This is a genomic window from Pararobbsia silviterrae (genome assembly GCF_003628125.1).
GTDB lineage: Bacteria > Pseudomonadota > Gammaproteobacteria > Burkholderiales > Burkholderiaceae > Pararobbsia > Pararobbsia silviterrae.
Genome location: NZ_RBZU01000008.1, coordinates 104,837 through 130,798, shown reverse-complemented (window position 1 = coordinate 130,798; position 25,962 = coordinate 104,837). Strand labels below are relative to the sequence as shown.

Sequence of the window (25,962 nt, the reverse complement as noted above, 5' to 3'; positions counted from 1 at the left end):
ACGCGAGCGGTCTCGCATGACGACGCATCGGCCGATCGAACCGCGGACGTCGATCTCGATGATCGAGGGTGATCGTCCATCGCGGGCGCGACGCCGTCTGCTCGCGATGCTCGCCGCCCTCCCCTGCGTGCCGGCGCTCGCTTCGCCCGCCGTACCGGTCATCGGTACGGCGGGCGTTGTGTCGTCCGCGCACGGTCCGTCGCGGCGCATCGTCGTGCTCGATTGGGACCTGACCGAGATCGTGCTGTCGCTCGGCGTCGTGCCCGTCGGCGTCGCGCGTCCGTCCTGGTATGCGCGAACCGACGGCGTACCGCCGCTGCCGGCGGAGGTCGTCGATACGGGCCTGCTGTTTCAGCCGAACTTCGAAGTGCTCGCGCGCATCGCGCCCGATCTGATCGTCATCACGCCGTGGCACGCGATGCTGCGCCCGATGCTCGAACGCATCGCGCCGACGTTGACCATCGGCCTGTTCGAACCGGACGCCGATGTATGGACGAGCCTTCGGATACAAACACGACGCCTCGGCGCCGCGCTCGACCGCGCAACCGAAGCCGATGCCTTGCTGCGGCGCGCCGACGCGTCGATCGCGGCGCATGCGGCGGCCCTGCACGCAAACGCGACCGCGGTCCGGCCCGTCTATCTGATCCAGCCCCTCGACGCGACGCATGTGAACGTCTTCGGTCCGCGCGGACTCTTCGGCTGCGTGCTGCGCGAACTCGGCATCGCCAACGCATGGCGCGATCCGACGGATCTGCGCGGCGTCGCCGAGACCGATCTCGCCGCGCTCGCGCGCGACGCCGACGCGCAAGCCGTCCTGATCGGACCGCCCCCGCCGGGAATCGGCGATACGCTTGCACACAGCCCGCTCTGGCGCGCGCTGCCCTTCGTCGATCCGGCACGGATCCATCAGATCGAGCGTCTGTCGGCGACCGGGGGCCTCGTGACCGCGATGCGATTCGCGACGCAGATCGCGGGCGTTCTGGGCGCGCAAGCGTCATGACACACATGAATGCAAATACGCGATTGCCGCACGCGCCCGCGGCCCATCTTGTGCAAGGGCATGCCCGGCCGTGGCGGCTGCCTGCCGCGCTCTTCGCGGCGACGGGCGTGTTGGCGCTCTATTCGCTGTCGCTGACGCTGCCGGTATCGGAGTGGTTCTCGCCGCATGCGGCATCGCCGGTCGCGACGATTCACGCGCTTGTCGCGCTCTACGCGTGGTTGCCGCGCCTCGCGATATCGATCCTCGCGGGGCTCGCGCTCGGTCTCGCGAGCACGATCTTTCAACAAGTCCTGCGCAATCCGCTGGCCGAACCGCTGACGCTTGGCGTGTCCGCAGGCGCGAACCTCGCGTTGACGAGCATGGCGATATGGGCGCCTGCGGCGCTCGCAAGCGCGCGATTCGGCATCGCGTTCGGCGGCGCGGCCTGCGCGATGTTCGTGACGCTCGCCATGACGCGCCGCAAGCGCTTTGCGCCAGTGCCCGTCGCGCTGGCCGGCATGATCGTGAATCTCTATTGCGGCGCGGTCGCGCTGGTTCTCACGATCGCGCATGAAAGAACGCTCGTCGCGATCTTCATCTGGGGAGCCGGCTCCTTGAGTCAGAACGGCTGGAGCGGCGTCGCGTGGATGCTGCCGCAGGTCGCCTTCGGCATCGCCTGTGCCGCGTGGCTCGTGCGTCCGTTGACGCTGTTCACGCTCCATGACGAAGGCGCGAACCAATTGGGACTGCGCGTCGTCTGCACGCGCCCGCTTGCCCTCGCGGTCGCCGTCGCGCTCAGTGCATCGGTCGTCAGCACCGTCGGCGTCATCGGCTTCGTCGGTCTCGCGGCGCCCGCGCTCGCGCGTTTGAACGGAGCGCGACGCCTGCGCGATCAACTCGTCTGGGCGCCGTTGACATGCGCGGGCTTGCTCGCGCTGACCGATCAGGTCGTCCAATGCATCCCCGACATCGCCGGCGCGACGCTGCCCGCCGGTGCGGCGACCGCGCTGTTCGGCGCGCCATTGTTGCTGTGGCTCATGCATCGCGCCCGTGCGGACCGCGGTCGAACGGTATCGAGCGAACCTTCGGTGTCGCAGCGTTGCTCCGCGGTGATCCCGGTGCTGCTCGGCGTCCTCGCGATCGAGACGATCGTCTCGCTGTGTTTTGCGCAGACGCTCGACGGCTGGCACTGGACCCCGATACACGAACTGACCAGCGTCGCTTACTGGCGCGTGCCGCGGATGGTCGCGTCATGCGGCGCGGGCATCATGCTCGCGGTCTCGGGCGCCTTGCTTCAACGTCTCAGCGGCAATCCGATGGCGAGCCCCGAACTGCTCGGGGTCAGCGGCGCGGCGATGCTCGGCGTCCTTGTCGCGACGATGGTCACGAGCACGCTCTCGACGGGCGGTCTGGTCAGTGCATCGCTCGCGGGATCGCTGTGCGGTCTCGTCGCGCTGATCGTGTTCGCGCGGCGCAGCCGGTTTTCCGCGCAACCGATGCTGCTTGCGGGCGTCGCGCTCGCCGCGTTGTCGCAATCCGCGATCGGCATCGTGATGGCGCACGGCAGCGCTTATGCGTCTTTGCTGCGCAGTCTAACGATGGGATCGACGTATCTGATCGAGCCCGCGCTTGCCTCGTGCGTCGCGCTCGCCGCCGTGCTCGCGCTCGTCGCCGCCGCCTCGTGTGCGCGCTGGCTCGATATTCTGCCGCTCGGCACGACGATCGCCGACGGCCTCGGCGTCAACAGCCGGCGCGCGCAAGGCGTGCTGCTCGTGATCGCGGCGCTCGCGACGGCGGGGGCGACGATCGTCGTGGGACCGTTGTCGTTCGTCGGCCTGCTCGCGCCGCATATCGCGCGGCTCATCGGGCTTTCGAAAGCGCGCTCGCAACTCATCGGGGCAGCCTTGATCGGAGCGGTCATCATGGTGTTCGCCGATTGGGCCGGGCGAAACATGATCTTTCCGCAGCAATTGCCTTCAGGGCTGCTTGCCTCGTTGATCGGCGGTCCCTACCTCGTGTGGCTGCTGCGGCGCTAACGGAGAACGTGGCGCGCGCTAGTTCACCGGCTCGTCACGTGAGCGGATCACGACACGGAATTCCGTCGGAGTGACGCCATTCGTATCGCGCGGCATCGGGTCGGATGCGCGCACCGCGGCGAGGACCGCCCGATCCCAATCGGCATTGCCGCTCGATTGCGTCACGCTGACCGACTGCAGATTACCGTCGCGCGTGCAATTGATGTCGACCGTGGTCGCGAGATCGCTCGACTGCGCCGTAAAGTGCATATTCGCTCGCACGCGTCGCTGCACGGCCGTCATGAAATCCACGGGCCGCCCCGGCGGCGGCATCGATGAGGGCCTCGCCGCCAGCGCGCCGAACTGCGATATCGCGGCAAGACCGACCTTGAGCTGTTCGATCTGGGCCACGATGGCCCAATCGCGATACGGTTCAGGCGTCGCCAGCACAGCCCGCACGCGCATCTGTTGCGCCAGACAACGCGCCTCGGGCGGGGCGCTCAACGGATCCACGAGCAGGGAGGCGATTTCGCGCGTGCCGTCGGGATCGCTCTTGAGAAGATCCTGCACGCGGTTGCCGAGCGCTTGCGCGGCTTGCTTACGCTGCTCGGGCGTCACCGACACGGTCGGCGTCTGCAGCGCAGCCTGCTTGAACATGTCGAACAGGACATCGAGCATCCGGCTCGCGTCACTGTCGGACAAGGCCAGGAACGCTTTGACATTGGCGATGGCGAACGGCTGCGCGGGATTGCACGTCACAGACGGCGTGTCGAACATCTTGGCGTTCACCGTGTACAACGTGTAGCGATCCTCGGCGGACACGCGCAGCAATGCGTCGATGAAAAAGGTACCGACCGCGAATACATTTTTCCCGGCAAACGGCGATGCGGCAGACTTGTCCGCGAGCATCCGCGAAATGTCCGGATCGTCATGAAAGCGGCGCGCCAGGCGCATGAACATCTCGGCCTTGGCCGGATCCTTGGCGGCATCGGCGCTCGGCAACGTACCGGTGAGGATCGATTGTTGCAGCGTCGGGATCCCTGCCGCAGACGCTGCGGGCAGCGCAAGCGTTGCGCCCGGCAGTCCGATCGCAGCACTCGGAGCGGCCACAGCGGGCGTTGTCGCGTCGTTGGACGCCGCGCCGAGCGCGCCATGCGCCGCGTCGTTCGATCCATCCCCCACATTGGCCCACGCATCGGACACACCGGTCCCATGCGCCATGGCAAGCAACAGAACGATACAACCCCGAATCACTCGTTCACGGATCGGCTTTTTCGTATGCATTGTTATTCGCGCGCATTGCGTAGTGCGGCGAATCTAGCACGCGCGCTCTACAGCCCACTATCTCGCACGCGATCCGCGCGTCGCGCACTGTTACAACCCATTACGCATCACGCGTCACACAGCGAGCTCGCCGAGCGCCTCCGTCGACGGCACGAGCGACACGCGCGTCGATAACGCGCCGATCGCGATCTTGTGAATGATTTCGCTGACCGTCGTGCAGCAGTCGGGCAAGACCGTCACCGCGTACCGCTCCGCAGTCTTCGATATGGCCGTATGCGTGACGCAGTTCTGCGTCATCATGCCGCACACGAGCAGCGATTCGACACCGAGCCGCTGCAACGTATCATCGAGCTGCGTCTTCCAGAAGCCATCGGCAAACGCTTTCTCGACAACCGGCGCATCCGGTGCGGCCGCGCGAATACGCGGGTGAATCTCGACGCCCGTCGTGTTCTCGACCAGAAAGCCGCCCGAGGTCCCGCGCGCGACGTGCTGAACGAGCACGACCGGAATCCCCCGCGCGTTCGCTTGTGCGATCGCACGCTCGACTTGCGTCAACGTTTCCTCGGCGTGCCAAAGCGGAAATGCGCCCTCCGGAAAATAATCGTTCTGTAGATCGATGACGACGAGCGCGCGCTTTTCATGAGCCATGGTGGTGTCCTTGATTGAATGCACGATGCATGCAGGATTGCATCATGACGTCCGGCGACGCGAACCGCGAGTGGCCCATGCGCCAGATAGCGATATGATCGGGCCATCCGCATCGTCCACGGAGCGCCCATGTCCCGGCTCGTGTCTCGGTCTATTTCCAGGCCCATTTCCGGACTTGATTCCAAGCCAATGCCCAAGCCGACGTCCAAGCCGACGGCCAAGCCCATTCCCGGGCCCATCTTCGCCGTCGTCGCCTTCGATCAGATGAGCCCGTTCCATCTGTCGGTCCCCTGCATTACGCTCGGCGATCAGGTCCCGGGAGAACCCGCGCATACGCTCAAAGTCTGCGCGGCCGAGCCCGGTCCGTTGCGCACGACGGCCGGCTTCGAGATCGTTGCGCGCCACGGCATCGCGGCGCTGCGCACCGCCGACACGATCATCGTGCCGACCTGGCGCGACCCCGCCGAGCGTCCGCCCGCGCGCTTGCTGCGCGAACTCGTGGCCGCGCATCGCCGCGGCGCGCAGCTGGTCGGCCTGTGTCTGGGCGCCTATGTGCTGGCCGCCGCGGGTCTGCTCGACGGCCGCAAGGCCACGACGCATTGGGCCTACGCAAGCGACTTCGCGTCGCGCTACCCGTCGGTCGCGCTGCTTCCCGACGTGCTCTACGTCGAAGACGGCACGATCCTGACCTCGGCGGGCTCAGCGGCCGGCATCGATTGCTGTCTGCATATGCTGCGTCAACGCTACGGCAGCGAGGCCGCCAACAAAGTCGCGCGGCGGCTCGTCGTCTCGCCGCACCGGCAAGGCGGTCAAACCCAATTCGTCGAACTGCCGATCCCTTCGACGCCCAAGGATTCGAAACTCACGGCCATGCTCGACTGGATCCGCGCAAACCTCGCGCAGACGCATACGCTCGACGCGTTAGCCGAGCGATCCCATATGAGCCGACGCACGTTCACACGCCATTTCCGTCAGCTCACCGGCACGACGGTCAACGCATGGCTCGTGCGCGAACGACTATCGATGGCGCAACGCCTGCTTGAAACCACGCACTATCCGGTCGAGCGCGTCGCGGAAGTCACGGGATTCGGATCGGCCGTATCGATGCGCCAGCATTTCAGCCGCGCTTTCGGCGTCTCGCCCGCGTCGTGGCGTTTGACCTTCAATGACCGGAGCGCCGCATCGCTCGACCGATGATGCGGCGCCTCGATATCGCACGATACGATACCTCGGTCGTATGAGCCGAAGCGACGCCGCCGACGCCGAAGTCACGAAGTCACGACGCGACGCGACGCCGCGACGCGATGGCATCGCCATACAACGCCCGAAAGACGCGGCTACGCCTCGCGGCGCGGGCCCGACGTAAAGAATTCGGACGGCGGCATGCCGAACTGCTTCTTGAAGGCCACGGCATAGGCGCTATGACTTTCGTATCCGCTGCCGAGCGCAACCTGCGTGATCGGCGCGCCTTCGAGCAGCAATGTCATCGACGACATCAGCCGCATCTGCTGACGCCATCGCCCGAAGGTCAGCCCCGTACTCTTCTGAAAGCGGCGATGAAAGGTCTTGGTGCTCATGGCCAGCGTCGCCGCCCACGCATCGCCCGCCGCCGAATGGGCCGGATCATGGACGAGCGCGTCGCAGACCTGCTGGATCTGAGGATCGGACGGCCACGGAAGATGGAACGGCAGCGAGCGCTGCAAACCCAATTCCTCCATGAATAAATCACCCAGAAGCGCGGCGCGTTTCGAAGGCGGCGCATGAATGTCCAGGCGCGTCAATTCGAGGATCAACGCTCGGAGCAACGCGGAAATCTGGAACACGCCGTCAACGGGCGGCAGACCCTTCGCCGTGTGTTCGTCGATAAACACGCCGTGGACCTCGACGGCGACCGGCATGACAAGCCGATGCGGCACACCCGCCCGCAACCAGACGGCCGCCGTCGGCGGCACCAGCCAGCGACCCGTGGCCGCCTCGACGCGCAAGACGCCTTCGGCCGCGTAGAGCAGATGTCCGCGACGATGCGCATGCTCGGGCACGACTTGACCCGCCGTATAGCGCGCCACCACGCCCGTCACGGGCCGATCGGAAGACTCGTGACCCGACAGATCGAGCCGCCGTGTGTCGCCGGACAAAGAAGCGCGCTTCATGGTGCCGTGTTCCGAATGACCATTTCGCTAAAGAAGATGTCTATTGTTTTGTAGATGGACACCCGCGGTCAAGCTTATAGTCGCATTCGACGATGCTGTTTCTTCCCACGCTCATGCGCGCTTTTCCGGTCCTTTCGCGGTCGCTACTACGTCTGATCCCTGGTCGGGGTCCGGACGCGTTCGTCTGCGTCGAGACCCATCCTGATTCCCCCTGACCCCGACCTCGGCCAGCTTCGTTCAAGCAGGGGAATCAGGTGTTTCCGATCCCTTGTTCGAGGTTTTTATGCTGGCCCATCCTTCCAATAAATATCGCGCCCATCCCGTCATCGAGATGCCGGATCGGCAATGGCCGTCGCGCACGCTGACCCATGCGCCGGTCTGGTTGTCGACCGATCTGCGCGACGGCAATCAGGCGCTGTTCGAACCGATGAATCGCGAGCGCAAGCTGCGCTTGTTCGATGAGCTCGTGCGCATCGGCTTCAAGGAAATCGAAGTCGGATTTCCTTCCGCGTCACGCACCGACTTCGAAGTCGTGCGGCATCTGATCGACACGAACCGGATACCCGATGACGTGACCCCGATGGTCATCACGCAGTTGCGCGAGGATCTGATCGAGGAAACCGTGCGCAGTGTCCAGGGCGCGCGTCGCGTGATCGTGCATTTCTATAACGCGATCGCACCTGCCTGGCGCGAGATCGTGTTCGGCATGAGCGTGCCGCAGATCATCGAACTGGTCGAACATCATATCGGCCTGTTCCGCAAGTTGATCGCGCAGCATCCGCAAACGGAATGGGTGCTCCAGTATTCGCCGGAGACGTTCTGCATGGCGGAGCTCGACGTTTCGCTCGCGGTCTGCAATGCCGCGATCCGCGCGTGGGATGCGGGACCGCAACGGCCCATGATCGTGAATCTGCCGACGACGGTCGAAGTGACCACGGCCAACGTTTTCGCCGATCAGATCGAATGGATGCATCGGCGGCTCGAACGCCGCGAGCATATCGTGCTGTCCGTGCATCCGCATAACGACCGGGGCACGGGCATCGCATGCGCCGAGCAGGCGATCCTCGCGGGGGCGCAGCGTGTCGAGGGATGTTTGTTCGGCAACGGCGAACGCAGCGGCAATCTCGACCTCGTGACGCTGGCCTTGAATCTGTACACGCAGGGCATCTCGCCCGAACTCGATTTCTCCGACATCGCCGCCGTCGCGCGGATTGCCGAGGAATGCACGGCCTTGCCGATTCATCCGCGACACCCGTATGTGGGCGATCTCGTTTTCACGGCGTTTTCGGGCTCGCATCAGGACGCGATCGCCAAGGGCTTCGCCGCTCAGGATCCAGACGGCATCTGGCGCGTGCCGTATCTGCCGCTCGATCCGCACGACCTCGGACGCACGTACGACAGCATCGTGCGCGTCAACAGTCAGTCGGGCAAGGGTGGCATTGCGTTCCTGCTGCAGCGCGACTATGGCGTGGTGATGCCGCGCCGCATGCAGATCGAATTCAGCGCGATCGTCCAGGAGCTGGCCGATGCGAGCGAGACCGAACTCACAAGCGAACAGCTCTGGGCGGTGTTCGAGAAGACCTATCTGACGCACGCGCAGCGCAACGACGGCTATACGTATCGGCGCCACCGTTTGTTCGACGCGGCCGACGGTCAGGGCATCGAGATCGAACTTGTCGCGCCCGACGGCACGGTGCACACGCGCCGCGGCGTCGGCAACGGTCCCATCGCGGCCACCGTCACGGCGCTCGGACTGCCGTTGCGGATCGACAGCTATGAAGAGCGCAGTCTGAGCACGGGCGCGGACGCCTCGGCGATGGCGATCGTCGAAACGGTGTGGCCGGGCGTACCGGGCTCCCGCTTCGGCGTGGGCAAGCATCCGAACATCATTACGGCGTCGGTGCTCGCGGTGCTGAGCGCGACCGCGCGCTTCGCCGACGCGGAACGCGCGGGCGCACCGGTCTAGGCGAGGCCGCACAGCCGTGCCGTCGCGCCGCGAACACGCGGCGACGGGATCTGTATCCGGATCCGTTTCGATTGGCGCGGCCGCGCGCTCCCGCGCATACCATTCGGGTCCGCATGCGAGCGGATCCGAATCGAACACCCGCGCTCCGACCGCCCGGAACGACAACTCGCAATCCCCCATCCGCCTTCCCCTCATAGCCGCATTCGCTGCCCGCCTGGCTCGGCTATCCAGCGTTCACGGCCATGTTGATCGTCTACGCGCTGATGGTGTTCAAGCCCACGTTCTGACCGGCGATCGCAAGCGGGACCGCATCAGGATCGCGTGCATGCCGCGTTCGCGGGCGCGCTCATGAACCTGTAGGGACTCGCTCATGGACTCATTCACGAACTCGCTTACGATGAGGCTGTCGCGCACATCGCGCGGCCACGCCGCATGCAGGCATCCGTCTTGCTGCGTCGCACGACGATATGAATGACGGAGCGCCCGATGAAATCGCGCAACATGCCCGACCGATGGATGCGCTCGCGACACGCAATCGCGGGCGCATGGATCGCCCTGACCGTCATTGCAGGCGTCCCGCACGCACACGCGCAATCGCCGTCGGGCGCACCGGTCATCGATGCGCCGCAGAGCACGCATCGCGCGGCCGATACGCTTGAACACACGCCGGCGCTCGTCGGCGCGCAAGATGCCGCTTCGAGCGCATCCGCCGAATCCGCGGGGTCCGCCGCGCAAAACACCGCGCCGCCGCCCGCCGTCGCCGCACCGCCACGCGCCTCGTCCGTGGCGAGCGTCTCGGGCGTCGCGACGCCCGAACCGCCGTCCGATCTCTACGGCGCGCTCTATCGCGATGTCGAACTCGCGCATCTGTTTCCCGACAGCAAGACCTTCGCCGACATGATCCCGGACCAGCCGCCCGCACGAATCGTGCGTCTGTATCATGCGCAGCGCGCGGTGCGCGGGTTCGATCTGCGGCGCTTCGTCGATGCGCATTTCACGTTGCCGCCGCGTCCGCCCGCGCATGCGTCCGTCGTCGCGAACGCAAGCGTCTCGGACCATATCCGCACGTTATGGCAGGTCCTGAAACGCGATCCCGATCGCAACACGTCGCCGTGGTCGTCGCTGCTCGCGCTGCCGAATCCCTATATCGTGCCCGGCGACCGGTTCGACGAGATCTACTACTGGGACTCGTACTTCATCATGCTGGGCCTCGAACAGGACGATCAACACGCGCTCGCGCGCGCCGAGCTCGACAACTTCGCTGCGTTGATCGATCGCTACGGCCACATCCCGAACGGCAATCGCAGTTATTACCTGAGCCGTTCGCAACCGCCGTTCTTCGCGGCGATGGTCGCGCTCATCGCCGATCGCGACGGCGATCAGGCGTATGTCCGGTATCTGCCCGAACTCGAACGCGAATACGCGTACTGGATGCAGGGCGCGGACACGCTGAAACCCGGGCATGCGACGCGTCATGTCGTGCGTCTTGCCGACGGTACCGTGCTCAATCGCTACTGGGATGCGCGCGACGTGCCGCGCGACGAGTCGTATCGCGAGGACGTGCTGACGGCACGCAGCATGCCGCAGCGCGCGTCCGCGGATCTCTGGCGCAACCTGCGCGCGGGCGGCGAGTCCGGCTGGGATTTCAGTTCGCGCTGGTTCGCCGACGGCAAAACGCTCGCGACGATCGAAGTGACTTCGCTGATTCCGATCGACCTCAACACGCTGATGTTCAATCTCGAACGCACGCTCGCGATCGCGCATCACGCGCGCGGCGATGCGAAGCTCGCGCGGCAGTATCAGGAGCGCGCCGACGCACGCGCGGATGCGATACGACGCGTGCTCTGGGATCCGGATCTCCACGCGTTCGGCGACGACGATTTCGTCGCACGATCTCTCACGCATCGGCTCAGCGCGGCGACGGTCTATCCGCTGTATTTCGGCGTCGCGACGCGCGACGAGGCGCGCGACATCGCGCAGACGATCGAACGGAAGCTGCTGCAACCCGGCGGCATCGCGACGACCACAGTGCAATCAGGCCAACAGTGGGACATGCCCAACGGCTGGGCGCCGCTCGAATATCTCGCGGTCATCGGCTTGCGTCGCTATGGATACGACGACCTCGCGAAAACGATTGCGATGCGCTGGATCGCGACCAACCTGGATTTCTATGCGCGTACCGGCAAGCTTGTCGAGAAGTACGACATCGAGTCCGGCAAAGCCGCGAGCGGCGGCGAATATGCATTGCAGGAAGGCTTCGGATGGACCAACGGCGTGCTCGCGACGCTTCTCGCGCTCTATCCGGATGCCGCGAAAATCGCACAACCTGCCGCGCGCACCGCGTCGCCGAATGCGACGAGCCTGCCGATCGGGGCATCGAGTACATCTACTCATTGACGCATCGCTGAATACGACACCCCACGACGCGACGACGCGTCAATAAGCACATCGCGCAACGCTCAAACACATGCGCGATCGCATTCGCGCACCTGCTAAGCGATGCAAAATTGAAGGCTCAAATGCTCGGTAATCTATTTAGATATTCAATTCCGAGACACCATGTAAGACATAATCCTTCCCTCTTATTGTTTTCACACCTAAGATGCGTGGACCGTCACCCACGGTCTTGGGACACATCGCATAACGTGACACGTATGAACGTAGTAGAAAGCATCGTATACCCGACAGAGCGCGTGGGAATGGCCCGAGCACATCATCCGAGTCGCTCGAGCGGCATCCCTGCAGCCATACGAGAGCGCGGCCGACAACGCCGCGACATTGTCGTTTCCAGTGCATTCGATTTCGCCTTCCAGCCCATCGTCGATATCCGTACCGGCGTCCCCTATGCCTATGAAGCGTTGATTCGCGGCCCGCGCGGCGAATCGGCAGGCAACGTGCTCGCAGGCGTCGCCCTTCCGCTCCGATATCACTTTGATCAGGCCATTCGTGAACGCGCTTTCAACGCCGCGATGTCGCTCGGCCTGTCGACGCGGCTGTCGATCAATTGTCTGCCGAATGCGCTGCTGCGCCATGACCGCAATATCCAGCGCACGGTCGAAGCGGCCGAAGCCAGCGGTATGTCGATGCGCGACGTGATCTTTGAAATTGTCGAAGACGAACATATCGACGATCAGAAAGCCCTCGCCCATGTGTTTCGCGCGCACCGCGATCTCGGCTTCAAGACCGCGCTCGACGACTTCGGCGCGGGCTATGCAAGCCTGTCGCTCCTCGCCGATCTGCATCCCGACATCGTCAAAGTCGATATTGCGCTCGTCAAGGGCGTCGATATCGATACGACGCGCCAGAAAATCGTGCGCGGCGCGCTCGCGATCTGCCGCGATCTCGGCATTGAAATCATCGCCGAAGGCGTTGAAACGACGGGCGAGCGCGATTTCTTCGCATCGGAAGGCGTCACGCTCATGCAGGGCTTTTTGTTTGCGCGTCCCGCCATGCGCGCCTTGCCGCTCCCCTTGCTCTAAACGGTTCGCGCACGGCTGCGTGCGCTCGACCGCCGCGTCGCGAGCGCATCACCATCGGCTGTCACAATGCATGGCGATAATCAGCGTGCTCCGAATGCCGGGCCGCGCTGTCCCGATCGTGCCCTCTACGCCGGTCATGGCGGGCCATGCCGGCCCCGGCCCTCGGTTAAGACTATGATTGAAGCTCACGCGAGCGGCATCTCAAGCCGCCGGCCGAAGACCCGGATTGAAGACCTTATCTGACGATCACTATCGAACGGCGGAAGAATTGTCGTTCGCCTTTTCCATCCTGCTGGTACGGCCGCTGCCGCACCTGGAAGCCGCGTTGTTGTTCGAGAAACTCTGGGACGAAGCCAATGCGGCCGCCGTCGCCTGCGAGACCGAACGCGCCGCGCTGTCCTACGTGGAATTGCTCAAGGACATGGATCGGCGCTGGCGCAATATGCGCGCGTTGAACTGAGCCTCGATGCACGCGGCGACGCTTAACGTCGCGCGCACTTCACGTTTGCCGTCATTTCCGCATTGCAACGTCGCGCAACACTCGCGCGAACACGTATGACGCTCCTGCATGCGCTTAAAGATTCGTTGCGCGACGCCGTTATTGAAATAGAAATCGGTTGTACGCCTTCGTCGAGGATCGACGCATGACGCAGCGGATTGGATCGGTTTGCGCCGCATGACGGTAGGGCGCGATGGAATTTACGGTTTGCAAAGGACGTTTGACATGCGCTGGAGCTGCTTCAAGAAGCCGCTGAGCTTCGCCGCGCACGTCTGGGCGGCGATCGGCGCCGCGCTCTTCGCATTTTCCGCATGCGCGCCCGCGCACGCGGAGGATACGCTGCGCGTGCTCGCCTGGCCCGGTTATGCCGACGAAACGACGGTCAAAGCGTTCGAGGCGCGGTATCACGCGAAAGTCGAAGTCACCGTCGTCGATTCCGATGAAGCGCTGCACGCCCAATTGAATCCGGGCACGGCGTCGACGGGCCCATTCGACGTCCTCGCCGCGAATACGGCCGAAATCGAGCGCTACACGCGCGAACAGGTCCTTGCACCGCTCGATCTCGCCGCGCTGCCCAACACACAGCATCAATTGCCGCGCTTCCGCGCGCTGTCGAGCATCGACGGTCTCACGAGCGGGACGCGGGCCTACGGCATTCCGTTCACGTATTCGTCGATGGGCCTCATCTACGATCGCAAGCAGATTCCGGTCGCGCCGCGCTCGATGAATGCCCTTTGGGATCCGCGCTATCAGGGCAAGGTGCTCACGTTCGATAGCGCCCAGCACAATTACTCGTTCACGGCGCTCGCGCTCGGCTATCACGACCCGTTCGATCTCGATGCGGCACAGATGCGCACCGTCACGCACCGCCTGATCGCGCTGCGGCGCAATCTGCTCACGTATTACACGGTGCCCGAAGACGCGGCGAGTCTCTTCGTCGAGCACAAGGTCGCGCTGATGTTCGGCAACTACGGTAATCAGCAAGTCGAATTGTTGCGCCGCGCCGGCGCGGACGTCGGCTACGTGATCCCCGACGAAGGCGCGCTCGCGTGGCTCGATTGCTGGGCGATGACGCGCGCCTCGAAGCATCCCCAGCTCGCGCTCGAATGGATCGACTTCATGATCGGCCCGGATGTCGCCCGTCGCTTCACGCAACGCGAAGGGCTCGCGAATACGGTGTTCGCGTCGACCGATGCAGACGCGTCCGCGCGCCTCTACTGGATACGCCCGGTCGAGGACGGCGCGCAGCGCGAAGCGCTCTGGAACCGCATCGTGTCGGGCGACCGGCCGGAGACGTTCCGATGATCCGTTCCGGTCTGACCGTCAAACTGTCGGTGCTGCTCGCGCTCATCGGCGTGCTCGCGTCGGGGCTCACGGGCTACTACGCCTATCACGCGAACCGTACGCTGCTCGTCGACCAGGCCGAGCGCAGCCTGCGTACGTCGACCGATTTTCTGAGCCGCCGGCTATCGAATTCGATCAGCGACGTCGCCGCTGATGCGCGCGTGCTCGCGACGATGCCCTCGGCCGCGCAGACCGCATCGATCGATGACGGCCTGGATGACAACCCGGGGCGCGAACGGCTCGCGCAGGTCTTCGCGAGCTTCATGGCGAATCATCCCGAGTATCTGCAGATCCGGCTCATTGCGCGCGCGCACCACGGGCTCGAATTGATCCGCTTCGACCGCGACGCGGCCGGCGCGGTCCGCGTCGGCGGCGAGGGCCTCGAGGAAAAAGCACAGTTCCCGTACGTGTTCGATACGCTCGCGTTGAATCGCGATCAGATCTACGTCTCGAACATCACGATCAATCACGAGCACGGCGCACACCTCGCCGAAGGACGCCCGACGGTTCGCATCGGCGCGCCGATCGTCGATGCGCACGATACGACGGTCGGGGCAATCGTCCTCGACGTCGATCTGGGCGGACTGCTCGCGATGCTCAAGAGCGACCTGCCGCGCGATTACCACGTGTACCTGACCAACGAGTGGGGGGACTTTCTCGTTCATCCGGACAGCACGCAGACATTCGGCTTCGCGAAAGGCCGCCGCGTGCTCGTGCAGGACACGTTCGCCTCGACGCGCGCGCTCTTCGATCATTCGCGCGACGAAGTCGATCTGAATGGGCTCGACAACCCGCGCGAAGCCGGCGACCGGATCATCACGTTCATCCGCAAGCCGTTGCTCGGCGCGGGAGGCAATCGTTTCGTCGTGCTCGGACTGTCGAAGCCGCTCGACGACGCGCTCGCGGGAGCAAGCCTGCTCGGCGAGAGCATCGTGCACATGGTGCTGATTTCGAGCGCGATCGCCCTCGCGCTCGCGATCCTGTTCGCGCGCGCGCTGACCCAGCCGCTGCAGCGGCTCACCGACGCCGCGACGCATTTCATGTCGGACAAGACCATGGACGAGCTGCCGATTCGCCGGACCGACGAAATCGGCGTGCTCGCGCGATGCTTCGCGCGCATGCGTCGCGAGATCAAGTCGCAGATCGACGTGCTCCACTCGAAACAGACGGAACTCGCGCATCTCGCGAGCCACGATATGTTGACGGATCTGCCGAACCGGCTGCTGTTCATGCAACAGCTCGAGGCGGCGATCGCGCATGCGTCGGCCACCGGCGAACGGCTGGCCGTGCTATTCGTCGATCTCGACGGCTTCAAGCAGATCAACGATGCCTTCGGCCACTCGGCCGGCGATACCGTGCTGATCGCCGTCGCGCGGCGTCTGCGCGATGTGCTTGCACCCGACGACGTCGTCGCGCGGCTCGGCGGCGACGAATTCATCGTGCTGACGAGGGGCGCACGCGCCGACGACGCCGAACCCCGGATCGCGCGCGAGATTCTCGATGCGATCAACGTCGGCGTGCTGTTCAACGACGAACCGATGACGGTCGGCGCGAGCATCGGGATCAGCCGTTACCCGTCTGACGGTATGAACGCCGAATCGCTGCTCCTGCATGCCGATGCGGCGATGTATGCCGCCAAGCTCGCACGCGACGGCCGCGGCGCGTATCGCGCGTATGCCGATCTCGACGATCCGGCGGCGGCCGGCGAGCGCACGCGCAAGCGTGTCGCGTCGCCGCGCGCCGGTACCGGCACGGACTCCGGCGCGGCTGCATCGAACGATCTCGACGTCACCCTCTGAACCGCGTTCGGCATCGGGCCGCCGTTACCGATCCTCGCTTGCCGGCGCGAACGCGAACCCCTCGGAGAGTCCGCTCGCGCGCAGCACCTGTGCCTGCAGCGCATGACGCACGATGCGTTGACCGCCCGCGCTCGCGAGCGTCAGGAAGGCGCGAGCGCGCGTGATGCCCGTATAGACGAGTTCGCGCGTGATGACCGGACTCGGCGCATCGGGCAACACGAGCGCCGCATGCGTGAATTCCGAGCCTTGCGACTTGTGCACGGTCAGGGCGAACACAGTCTCGACGGACTGCAGACGGCTCGGCAGCACCCACTTGATCGCATCCGTGCCATCGCCCGCGGCGAACGCGACACGCAACCGCGATCGGCCATCGGCATCGGGCAAGTCGAGCGTCATGCCGATATCGCCATTCATGAGCCCAAGTTCATAATCGTTGCGCGTGACGAGCACGGGACGTCCGAGATACCACTCGCTCGTGACGTCGATGAGCCCTTCGGCTTCGAGGATCGTCTCGATGCGACGATTCAAGCCCTCGACGCCCCACGGTCCGCGACGCAATGCGCAGAGCAGTTGAAACGCGCCGTGCGCGCGAAGCACGTCGCGCGCCCAGGCATCGTGCGCCCGTTGTCGATCATGCGCATCGAGATCGGGATCGTACGCGGGACGGCGTTCACGCATGAGATCGAGATAGTGCCGGTAGCCGTCGCGCGGCGCCGTGAAATCAAGCTCTGTCGCATGCGGCGATCGGAACGTCCCGTCGACGACGAGCGAACGCAATGCCGAATCGTCGCCATGCGCGCAATCGAGCATCGCGATATCGCCGTACCCGTGTTTCCAGACCTTTTCGAATTCGAGCGCGCTGCCCGCGTTGACCGCCGACGCCAGGCGGCCGATGCCGCTGCTGTCCTTGAAGCGGTGACTATGCCGAAGCATGACGACCGCCTGGTCGAGCAAGGTTCCGTCGGGATCGACGAGCCGATCGTCGATCCGCTCGCCCGTGATCGTCTCGAGCCAGGCGCGCATCGGCGGCGTGTAGTGCGCATCGTAGGCGCGCCGGCAGAGTTCGCCGAGCACGGCCCCGGCTTCGACGGACGCGAGCTGGTCCTTGTCGCCGAGCAGGATCAGGCGCGCATGCGGCGGCAACGCGTCGAGGACCGCGGCCATCATCTCGAGGTCGATCATCGACGCCTCGTCGATCACGAGCACGTCGAGCGACAACGGTGCATCGGCGTTGTGCCGGAAGCGCCGCGAATCCGCGCGTGTGCCGAGCAAGCGATGCAGCGTCGTGACGGCGACGGGGATCGCCGCGCGAATCGCGTCGGCATGCTCGAACGCATCGAGCTTCAATCCGCCGACCGCCCCCGCGATCGATTCGTTCAGGCGCGCGGCGGCCTTACCCGTCGGCGCGGCAAGACGAATCCGCAATGCGCGCGAAGGGGCTGCGCCGTGCCCCGACGAGATCGCCATCGACTGGAGCAGCGCAAGCAGCTTGACGACCGTTGTCGTCTTGCCGGTGCCCGGGCCGCCCGTCACGATGCTGAACGCGCTGCGCGCCGCGAGGGCGCAAGCAAGCTTCTGCCAATCCGCGCGCGCGCGCGGCGCATCGGGCGCGGCGCGGCCGAACAAGGCGTCGAGCGCCGCACCGAGTCCGCGCGCGTGCGCCGCATCGCTCATGGCGACCGGCTGCCGGAGCCGGGCCGCGATGCCGTTCCGAACGTTCTGCTCGTATTGCCAGTAACGCCGCAGGTACACGCGCGCGCCGACGCGCACGAGCGGCGTATCGCCCGCTCCCGACGCGACGAGCGCGGGATCGGACAGCGCGTCACACCATTGCGCGAGCGTCACCCGCGCGAGCACCTTCGACGGCAGCATCGCGGGCGTATCGAGATCGCGGGCCCGCGGATCGTCGGGCGGCATCGACAAGGCGAACGAGGGATCATCGAGCGTGGCCGCGAGATCGAGGCACGCATGACCCCGGCCAAGTTGATGGCTCGCGAGCGCGGCGGCAAGCAAGAGCAACGGCGCCGCATCGGGGACCTCGCGCGCGAGGAAATCGGCGAACGCGAGATCGACGCGCCGCAGCCAGCCGTGTTCGACCCACGCGGCGAGCAGCGCGCGCACCGCGCGATGACTTTCCATGCCGGGGCGGTCGGCGATGTCCATCTCGGTCGTCGGCGCGCTCATGCAAAAACCCCCGCATCCGTCGACGATTCCTGACGATGCGCGAACATCGCATCGAGCGCTTCGATCAGCGCCCTCGGAGGCCGCTCGACATGCACGCCGCGCGTCGGCGCGTCCACGCCGCGGATAAACAGATAGACCGCCGCGCCGATATGCCGGTCGTAGTCGTAGTCCGGCACGCGAAGCTTGAGCAAGCGGTGCAGCGCGAACAGATAGAGCACGTATTGAAGTTCATAGCGCGCGTGCAGGATCTCCGCGCGCATGCGATCGACCGAGTACGCGGCATCGTCCGGACCGAGCCAGTTCGACTTGTAGTCGACGACGTAGTAGCGGCCCTCGTGTTCGACGACGAGATCCATAAAGCCCTTGAGCATGCCGTTCAAACGCGACGGTTCGAGCGCGGGCCGCGGCGCGCCGTCAAGCGTATGGCGGCATACGAGCGCATCGATGCGTTCCGTCTCGACCGCATGCGCGGCGACCCAGAACTCCATTTCGGCGAGATATGTGCCGAGATCGAGATCGGCGAGCCGCAATACGGCCGGCGCGATCTCCGCCTGATCGCCCCCGCGCGTGCCGGGCACGGCGAGCGGCGCTTCGACGAGCCGCCGGACCCAGTGCGTCAGCGTATCGATCCAGCGTTCCCAGCCGCGCAGATTGCAGCGGCGCGCGACCGCGTCGCGCAACGCCTCGGGGTCCGACGCGATCTGCTTGAATCCTTCGGCCGCGGCCCATTCGAGCAGGTCGTGCAGGAACGTGCCGGGATCCGATCCGCGTGGGAAATCGTGAATCGGCGGCAGCGCGGGCGTATTGGGCGGCACGTCAGCCACGGCCGCCGATACGACCGGGACGTCGCGCGACGATGCATTGCGCGACGCGTCGTCGAGCAACGGTTCGGTATCGAGCAGTTCGATCATGACGTCTTCATCGGGGGTATCGGCCGCAATCGCGTGGCCGTCACTTGCGGTCTTGAGGCTCGAATAACTCGAAATCCACCAGCGCTCGCGCACGACCTCGACCGAGGTTCGCGCGTGCCCCGTCGGCGTGGGCGCCACGCGCGCCACGTAACGCGCGTCGCTCGCCGCGGGCGCCTCGCCGACGGCGATATCCGTATGCGTGCCGAGTCGCGCTTCGAGTACCGCGCCGATCGCGCTCGGCTCGGTCAATTCGGCTGAGCCGAGCAGATAGCCGAATGCGCTGTTGCCCACGCCGTCGAGCCCCGCCAGACCGACCCAAGTCGCATACCGCGCGCGCGTCAATGCGACGTACAGCTTGCGCAGATCCTCGGCGAGCCGTTCGTGATCGGCGAGAAGCACGGACTCGGGACTCGGCGACAACTCGACATGCAGCCCGCCGCCATCGTCATGCCACTTGAGCGGCACGTCGCCCGCGCCGACTTCGCGGAACGTACACGCGAACGGCAAGAAGACGAGCGGATATTCGAGGCCCTTGGACTTGTGGACCGTCACGACCTTGACGAGATCGTCATCGCTTTCGAGACGCATCTGCCGCGCATCGCCGGCCGACGCCCCCTCGCCGAGCGCGGCCTGCCGTTCCTCCGCGAGCCAGCGGATCAACCCGTGTTCGCCCTCGATCAAGGTCGCCGCCTGCTGAAGCAGTTCCGACACGTGAAGCAAATCGGTCAACGCGCGTTCGCCGCCGGGCAGCGCGAGCCACCGCGCGGGCACGCGGTAGTCGTGCAGCATGCGGCGCAGCATCGGCAGCACGCCCTGCCGGCGCCAGCATTCGCGATACGCGCGAAAACGCATGACGCAGGCTTCCCACGCGAGCTCGTCGCGCCGCAACGCTTCGATGTCGGCCCACGCGAGGCCGAGCGTGCGCGTCGCGAGCGCCGTGCGCACAAGCCGGCCATCGTCGGGATCCGCGCAGGCCGCGAGCCAATGCTGAATCTCCGCGGCCGATGCGGTCGCCATCACCGAGTCCTTGTCGGACAGATACACGCTGCGCACGCCGCGCCGCGCGAGCGCGGTCCGGATCGCATCGGCCTCGCCACGATTGTTGACGAGCACCGCGAGATCGGCGGGACGCAGCGGCCGGAAACCGGCGCCGCTCGCGAATCCCGTGCGGCCTTCCTGAGCCTCGTTCAACAGACGCACCATCTCCGATGCGCACGCGAGCGCCATGCGTTCGAGAAACGCCCCTTTCGTGATCTTGCCGTTCTCGCGCTCGGCGGGCAGCCACCACGCGGTCAGCGCGGCAGCCGGCGCGCGATCGACGACGAGCGCCTCGCCGCGTCCCTGTGCGTCGACTTCGACGAACGGCACGGGATTGCCTGCGCGCGTGCGGAACAGAAACGCACCCGCCCCGTCCGCGCGCTGCTCGGCCAGCGCGAAACACGCATTGACCGCCTCGACCATAGCGCGCGTCGAACGGAAATTGCGCGTCAACGTATAGAGCCGATCGCCGCACGCGCGACGCGCGGCGAGGTACGTGTAGATATCGGCGCCGCGAAACGCATAGATGGCCTGCTTCGGGTCGCCGATCATGATCAGCGCCATGCCGTCGTGCGTGAGATCGCCATAGACCGTATCGAAGATCCGGTACTGGACCGGGTCCGTGTCCTGGAACTCGTCGATCAGCGCGACGGGAAATTGCGTCCGAATCACGCTCGCGAGGCGCGCTCCGTTGGGGCCGCGCAGCGCGGCATCGAGCGTCGTCAGCAATTCGTTGAAACCCATCTGCGAACGCCGGCCCTGCTCGTCGGCGAAGCGTCGCGCAATCCATTTGACCGCATGGCACAGCATGGCCTCGCGCGCGTCGGGCAATGCCGCGAGCGTCTGCTCGAGCATCTCGAGTGCGGCAAAGCCTTCGTGCGACGGCGGTTCGCCGCGCACGCATACGCTGCGAAGTCCCGACGCGGAAAGCTGTGACCACGCCGTCGGCGTGAGCGCCGGCACGATCTGCGCTTCATCGTCGACCCAGCTTCGCAGCGCATTGAACCATTTCGTGCAGTGGGCTTTTGCGAGCTTGCGCGGCGCGAATTGTCCCGCATCGCGCGCGGCGTCGATGTCGCGCTCCATGTCGTCGATCCACCCGCGCCATGACGCCTTGATCTGCGCGAGCGCATGCGCGGCGTCGCGCTTGGCGCGCGAGACGGCATCGCGCGGCGGCAGACCGTCAGCCAGTCCTTCAGCGTGTTCGAGCAGCACACGAACCTTCGCGCGCAACGCATCGGGATCGGCGCACCATGCCCCGACGGTCGCCGCGTCGTGCGCATCGAGCGACGACATGAAGCAGCGCCAATAGTCGCGCACGACATCCGCGAGCAATTCGGTCTGATCCGTTTCGAGCGACTGCGTAAAGAGACTGTCGCTATCGAACGCGTGCTCGCGCAACATCCGGTTGCACCAGCCATGAATCGTCGACACGGCCGCCTCGTCCATCGATTCGGCAGCGCGTTCGAGCTTGCGCGCACAGGCGGTCCACCGCTCGGGCGGATAGTCGTCGCGGAGATCGTGAAGCAGGTCTTCGCCGCGCGGACGCGGTTCGACGTCTTCGAACGGCACAAGGAAGCACGCGGCGGCTTCGGTCAGACGTGCGCGAATGCGGTCGCGCAATTCCTTGGTTGCCGCGTCCGTGAACGTCACGACGAGAATCTCGGGCGGCGTCAACGGAATGCGCACCGTGTCCGTGACCGTGTCCGCGTCGATCGAATCGCCATCGTGTCCGAGCACGAGACGCACGTAGAGCATCGCGATCGTGAACGTCTTGCCCGTGCCCGCGCTCGCCTCGATCAGACTGCGGCCCGTCAGCGGAAACCGCAACGGATCGAGCGGCTGCGGCACCGCGACGCGGTCGTCATGCAGGATCACGGCGCTCATGCCTCGCCCTCCGCGGTTTCGGTACTCGGCGACGATGCGCCCGCCTCGCGATCCTTCGCGCGCACGACCGACGTCAGCACGGGGCTCAGCAATGTCTGAGCGAGGCGCATGAATTCTCCGCTCGACGTCAGCGAAGCAAAGTCCGGATAAACGCGCTGCAGACTCGCGCTCGTTTCGACTTCGCCCGGCGCGCGCACCGCGCCCTCGTAGGCGACGCGCGCGACGGCGCGCGCTTTCGCCGCGAGCGCGTCGGCATCGGGCGGCTCGGCTTGCGCGCGCGCGCCGCGTTTGCCGCCGCCGTCGGCACCCATCGCGCGCAGCCAATCGAATGCCGTGCGCACCGCGAGCGGCAGCGGCCGGCACATGCCTTCGCGCCACGCGTCGAGCAACGTTCCGATCTGCGCTTCGGCATCGCCGCGCGCGAGCGGCGCAAACTCCGCGACGCCCTTCTTGCTGACGACGACCGTCGTCACAGCGCGGCCATCGAGATTCGCCGCGAGATGCTCGATCCAATACCCGACGAGCCGATCGCCACGGAAACGGCCGTCCTTGACGAGATCGCTCGTCTCGATGAGCACGCGGGCTTCGTTGCGCGCATCGTCGTACCGGAATGCGCCGAGCCAATCCGCGACGCCTGGCCGCCGTGCCGCGTCGGCCTCCGCGTAGCGGACTTCACGCTCCTCATCGACGGTGTGCGGCCACCGTTCGAGCGCCTCGCGATACGTCGCGAACAACGCGTCCATCGGCTCGTCGAGCGCATCGGCCATCATGTCGCCGAAGCCGCCGGCCGCGAGATCGCCGCGTCGGCGGATCCGATCCAGACGCGCGCGCCGGGCCTGCGACACGTCCTCGCCGTCGCGCAAAGCCGCTGTCTGCGTGCGAATCAGCTCGTTTTGCAGCGACCAACGCTTGAGCCCGTCGAGATCGAACGGCTCATGATCGTCGCGACCGCCCACTTCGACGTCGAGCGCGACGCGCAGACGCTGCGAGAGAAACGCGCGGACGGGGTGTTTCAGGAAGTCCGCGAGTTCGCGCAGCGAGAGCGGTTCATCGCGATCGAGCGGCGCGAGGCGATCGCCGTGACCCGATATGTCGTCCGCGGCATCGTGCAAACCGTCATCTGCAACTTCGTCGGATACGGATCCCATCCGCCATTCGCGCGCATACGTAAAGAGCCTCGACAATTGAGGATCGTCGGGAAAGTAACCCGCGCTGAACGGCTGCAGCCGATGCTCGACGGTCAATGCATCGAGCAAGGCGCGCGGATCGTCGTCAGCGCCTTCGAGACGCCAGCCCGCCGCGAGATGATCGCGCAACTGACTCACGAGCACCGACGGCGGACGCTCGCTGTTGTCGTTGATGCTGCGTCCGATCCACGAGACATGCAGGTGCTCGCGCGCCGACAGCAACGCTTCGAGCAGCAGATACCGGTCGTCCTCGCGGCGCGAGCGGTCGCCGGGCCGATACTGCTTCGCCATCAGATCGAAATCGGTCGGCACGCGCATGCGCGGGAAATCGCCGTCGTTCATCCCGAGCAGGCACACGCGCCGGAACGGAATCGCGCGCATCGGCATCAGCGTCGCGAACGTGACCGCGCCCGCGAAAAAGCGCTGCGACAGTCCCGTGTCGTCGAGTTGCGCGAGCCAATATTCGCCGACGACCGAAAGCGGCAATGCATCGTCGAGCGCAGCCTCGTCGCAGATATCGAACCAGCTTTCGAGCGCGGCATCGAGACGCGCGAGCGTCAGCGCATCGTCGTTGCCCGATGCGCTGAAGAACCGGTTCCTGAGCGCGCGCAGGCGCTCGCACCACTGCGGCACGGTCGCGGGCTCGCGCAATACACGCCACGTCGTTTCGAGCGCGTCGATCAGCTCGACGAGCGGTCCGATCAGCACGGCATCGAGTCCGCCGATCTCGCCATAGGGCTCGATCTCGCGCCACGGACCGACGTCGTCGCCGACCGCATAGCCGAGCAGCATGCGGCGCAGGCCGAACGCCCAGGTATGTGGAGCCGCGTCATGCGCCTCGCGCGGCAAATCGAGGCTCGCGCGTTGCTCGGCATCGAGCCCCCAGCGAATGTTCGCGCCGTGAATCCATGCGCGCAGCTTCGGCACATCGGCCTCGTCGATCGCGAAGCGCTTGCGCAGCGCGGGCACTTCGAGCAAGTCGAGCAGATCGCTGACCGCGAGCCGCGAACGCGGCAGACCGAGCAAGGTATCGAGCGCGCCGATCAGCGGATCGGCATGACGTTGCCCTCTGTCGGCCAAGGAGAACGGAATGTGACGCGGATCGTCCCGGTCGAGCAGGCCGAATACGGCCTGGATATGCGGCGCATAGGCGTCGATATCCGGCACCATGACGATGACGTCGCGCGGCTTGAGCGTCGGATCGGCGTTGAACGCGGCAAGCAATTGATCGTGCAGGATCTCGACCTCGCGCAGCGCGCTGTGCGCGATGTGGAAACGAATCGACGTATCGAATTCGGGATCGACTTCGGGCCAGGTTTCGCGCGTCTCGCGCAGCGGCCGCAAATCGCGGATATCGTCCTGCAGTTGTTCGAGCAGCGTCGAGGCGTCTTCGGGCTCGAACAGATCGATGCGTTTTCCGATGCCCGCGAACGTCGGCCGGTAGCGCTCGCGCGAATCGGCGCTGTCGTATTCGTCGAGCAGGCCGATAAAGTCGCGGCCCTGTTTGCCCCAGGCGGCAAGCAGCGGCTGCGCGTACAGATGCAGCGCGTTTTCGTCGAGGTCGTCGGGCATGCCCGCGCGGCGTTGCTGACGTGCGCGCGCGCTATGCAGCCAGTCGTTGTCGGCGACGATGTCGGCCCAGTAATGCGCGCATGGATTCGGCACGCACATGAGCACCTGCGTCCATTGCGCGATGGCCGCCAGCACTTCGAGCGATTGTTGCGGCATGCTCGAAATACCGAACACGATCACGCGGCGCGGCAAGCCCTTCGGACGCGCCGCCTGCCGCCCGACGTGGGCGAGGAATGCCGCGTGCACGGCCGCGCGCCCGCCATTGGACTGCGACGCGCCGCGCGACTGTGCATACGCGGTCGCCTCCACGTCGGCGAGCAGCGCGCGCCACAGTGCGGGCTGCCAGGCCTGCTCGACGGGCAGCGCGGCCCGATAGCCGCGCGCGTCGATCAGCACGTCGTCGTGGCGCGCCCATGCGTCGAGCCAGTCGGCGCGATACATCTGGTATTGATCGAACAGATCCGCGAGCCGATCGGCGAGCTGGAAGCGTTTGCGGCGATCGTCATCGGCGTGCAGGAATCGCTGCAAGGGCGCGAACGTTGCGTCTTGCGCGAGCGCGGGCAGCACGCGCATAAGTCGCCAGACAAGCCGCGAGCGATCGAACGGCGAGACCTCCGCGACGGCATCGCGCCCGAGCACGGTCCGGTAGACCTGCCAGATAAAGCGCGACGGCAGCGACACGTCGAGCGCGGCCGCGATGCCGCAGCCGCCCGCTCCGTCGTCGGCCACGTCTTCGGCGAGCGCGAGCTTGAGCCATTGCGCGATGCCGTTGCTCTGGACGAGCACGATTTCCGTTTCGAGCGGCGCGAGCGGGTAGCGCTTGATCCACTGGACCAGCAGGTCGCGCAGGTGCTCTGACCGGTTGCCGTGCACGAGCATGAGGCCTTCGGCGATCGCATCGGAACTCAAGCAAAGTCTCCGTCTAAGGGGCAATGGCAAAGGCTAACGGGGTTTGGGCCGTCGAGGCAAGCGTCGCCTTGGAACCGTTCGCGCAGGGACGCCGGCGCGCGAGCGGCCGGG

The 25,962-nt window shown here is 65.8% G+C and carries 15 protein-coding genes; 9 read left to right on the top strand and 6 right to left on the bottom strand.

Annotated elements, in window-relative coordinates:
* Positions 1–16: 16 nt before the first annotated feature.
* Positions 17–1,000 (top strand): ABC transporter substrate-binding protein, encoded by a 984-nt coding sequence (locus D7S86_RS17925; protein WP_240648255.1) that lies wholly within the window; start codon positions 17–19, stop codon positions 998–1,000.
* 5 nt (positions 1,001–1,005) lie between these two features.
* On the top strand, positions 1,006–3,015 hold the full coding sequence (gene fhuB / locus D7S86_RS17920) for a Fe(3+)-hydroxamate ABC transporter permease FhuB (RefSeq protein ID WP_158602016.1): 2,010 nt from the start codon (positions 1,006–1,008) through the stop codon (positions 3,013–3,015).
* An 18-nt stretch (positions 3,016–3,033) separates the two neighbouring features.
* Here fhuB and tolA read toward each other — a convergent pair whose 3' ends face one another.
* Positions 3,034–4,215, bottom strand: a complete 1,182-nt coding sequence (gene tolA, locus D7S86_RS17915) for a cell envelope integrity protein TolA (RefSeq protein ID WP_158602015.1) — start codon at positions 4,213–4,215, stop codon at positions 3,034–3,036.
* Between the two features lie 177 nt (positions 4,216–4,392).
* Entirely contained in the window at positions 4,393–4,926 is a 534-nt protein-coding gene (locus D7S86_RS17910) for a cysteine hydrolase family protein (protein WP_121088233.1), read from the bottom strand.
* 189 nt (positions 4,927–5,115) lie between these two features.
* Between D7S86_RS17910 and D7S86_RS17905 the strand changes: the two genes are divergently transcribed.
* Entirely contained in the window at positions 5,116–6,123 is a 1,008-nt protein-coding gene (locus tag D7S86_RS17905) for a helix-turn-helix domain-containing protein (protein ID WP_121088232.1), read from the top strand.
* A 140-nt stretch (positions 6,124–6,263) separates the two neighbouring features.
* On the opposite strand, the gene D7S86_RS17900 is transcribed toward D7S86_RS17905, so the two are convergent.
* Positions 6,264–7,076 (bottom strand): AraC family transcriptional regulator, encoded by an 813-nt coding sequence (locus tag D7S86_RS17900; protein ID WP_121088231.1) that lies wholly within the window; start codon positions 7,074–7,076, stop codon positions 6,264–6,266.
* A gap of 283 nt (positions 7,077–7,359) precedes the next feature.
* Here D7S86_RS17900 and D7S86_RS17895 point away from each other — a divergent pair, with 283 nt between their 5' ends.
* From D7S86_RS17895 to D7S86_RS17870, 6 genes are all read left to right on the top strand, one after another.
* A complete protein-coding gene (locus D7S86_RS17895; protein WP_121088230.1) occupies positions 7,360–9,042 on the top strand; it encodes a 2-isopropylmalate synthase in 1,683 nt (560 codons plus the stop codon).
* A gap of 486 nt (positions 9,043–9,528) precedes the next feature.
* Positions 9,529–11,439, top strand: a complete 1,911-nt coding sequence (gene treA, locus D7S86_RS17890) for an alpha,alpha-trehalase TreA (protein ID WP_240648254.1) — start codon at positions 9,529–9,531, stop codon at positions 11,437–11,439.
* Positions 11,440–11,549: 110 nt separating this feature from the next.
* Positions 11,550–12,521 (top strand): EAL domain-containing protein, encoded by a 972-nt coding sequence (locus D7S86_RS17885; protein ID WP_158602014.1) that lies wholly within the window; start codon positions 11,550–11,552, stop codon positions 12,519–12,521.
* A 178-nt stretch (positions 12,522–12,699) separates the two neighbouring features.
* On the top strand, positions 12,700–12,981 hold the full coding sequence (locus tag D7S86_RS17880) for a hypothetical protein (RefSeq protein ID WP_240648253.1): 282 nt from the start codon (positions 12,700–12,702) through the stop codon (positions 12,979–12,981).
* A gap of 264 nt (positions 12,982–13,245) precedes the next feature.
* Positions 13,246–14,325, top strand: coding sequence for an ABC transporter substrate-binding protein (locus D7S86_RS17875; protein ID WP_205962840.1), 1,080 nt, complete (start codon positions 13,246–13,248; stop codon positions 14,323–14,325).
* Entirely contained in the window at positions 14,322–16,163 is a 1,842-nt protein-coding gene (locus D7S86_RS17870; protein WP_121088226.1) for a diguanylate cyclase domain-containing protein, read from the top strand. Before D7S86_RS17875 ends, D7S86_RS17870 begins: the two co-directional genes overlap by 4 nt.
* Positions 16,164–16,187: 24 nt before the next feature.
* Here D7S86_RS17870 and recD read toward each other — a convergent pair whose 3' ends face one another.
* The 3 genes from recD to recC are packed head-to-tail and all read right to left on the bottom strand — an operon-like array spanning position 16,188 to position 25,851.
* On the bottom strand, positions 16,188–18,347 hold the full coding sequence (gene recD, locus D7S86_RS17865) for an exodeoxyribonuclease V subunit alpha (RefSeq protein WP_205962839.1): 2,160 nt from the start codon (positions 18,345–18,347) through the stop codon (positions 16,188–16,190).
* Positions 18,344–22,183 (bottom strand): exodeoxyribonuclease V subunit beta, encoded by a 3,840-nt coding sequence (gene recB / locus D7S86_RS17860; RefSeq protein ID WP_121088225.1) that lies wholly within the window; start codon positions 22,181–22,183, stop codon positions 18,344–18,346. The genes recD and recB overlap by 4 nt, the downstream gene beginning before the upstream one ends.
* On the bottom strand, positions 22,180–25,851 hold the full coding sequence (gene recC / locus D7S86_RS17855; protein ID WP_240648252.1) for an exodeoxyribonuclease V subunit gamma: 3,672 nt from the start codon (positions 25,849–25,851) through the stop codon (positions 22,180–22,182). Before recC ends, recB begins: the two co-directional genes overlap by 4 nt.
* Positions 25,852–25,962 lie beyond the last annotated feature (111 nt).